Here is a 449-nt window from a genome sequence, read left to right as displayed (position 1 = left end):
CTATCTACATCAACTAAGTCTACAACACCATCAGCCACACTGGATGAGTCATTAGCACCCAGCTCGACTGCTTTTTCATCCATTAGCTCCATAAATTTTCTGCGAGCTGCTGATTGCGAACCACCATCAGAAAATACCTCTGCATCTGGAAACTCATCTTCAACTGACGCGATTAGGTAATCCGTGATGACTTGGTCATATGCATCGTAAAGCGATTGATGCTCTACAACTTCAAAGCATTTGACAAGCTGACTTAAAATCAGTAATTCGTCATAACTTGGGTCATTGGCAAAGGCTCCAGCCAAGAACGCTTCCACAGTCATTTTATCAACACTGCCACTGCGCAGCGCCCATAAAAGTACTCGTGCCGATGCCAAGAAGGATCGGCAACACTTCTCGCCACAAATAAAATTAATCGCTTTTAAAAGACTTTGGTCTGATAAGTTAAA

At 43.0% G+C, this 449-nt stretch carries 1 pseudogene; it reads right to left on the bottom strand.

What is annotated here, in order from left to right:
* Positions 1 to 449: pseudogene (locus tag K0F88_RS31875) on the bottom strand (hypothetical protein); the annotation flags it as partial.

Source organism: Pseudomonas sp. UMAB-40, from assembly GCF_900095275.1.
Lineage (GTDB): Bacteria > Pseudomonadota > Gammaproteobacteria > Pseudomonadales > Pseudomonadaceae > Aquipseudomonas > Aquipseudomonas mandelii_B.
This window is presented reverse-complemented; position numbering and strand designations above follow the sequence as displayed.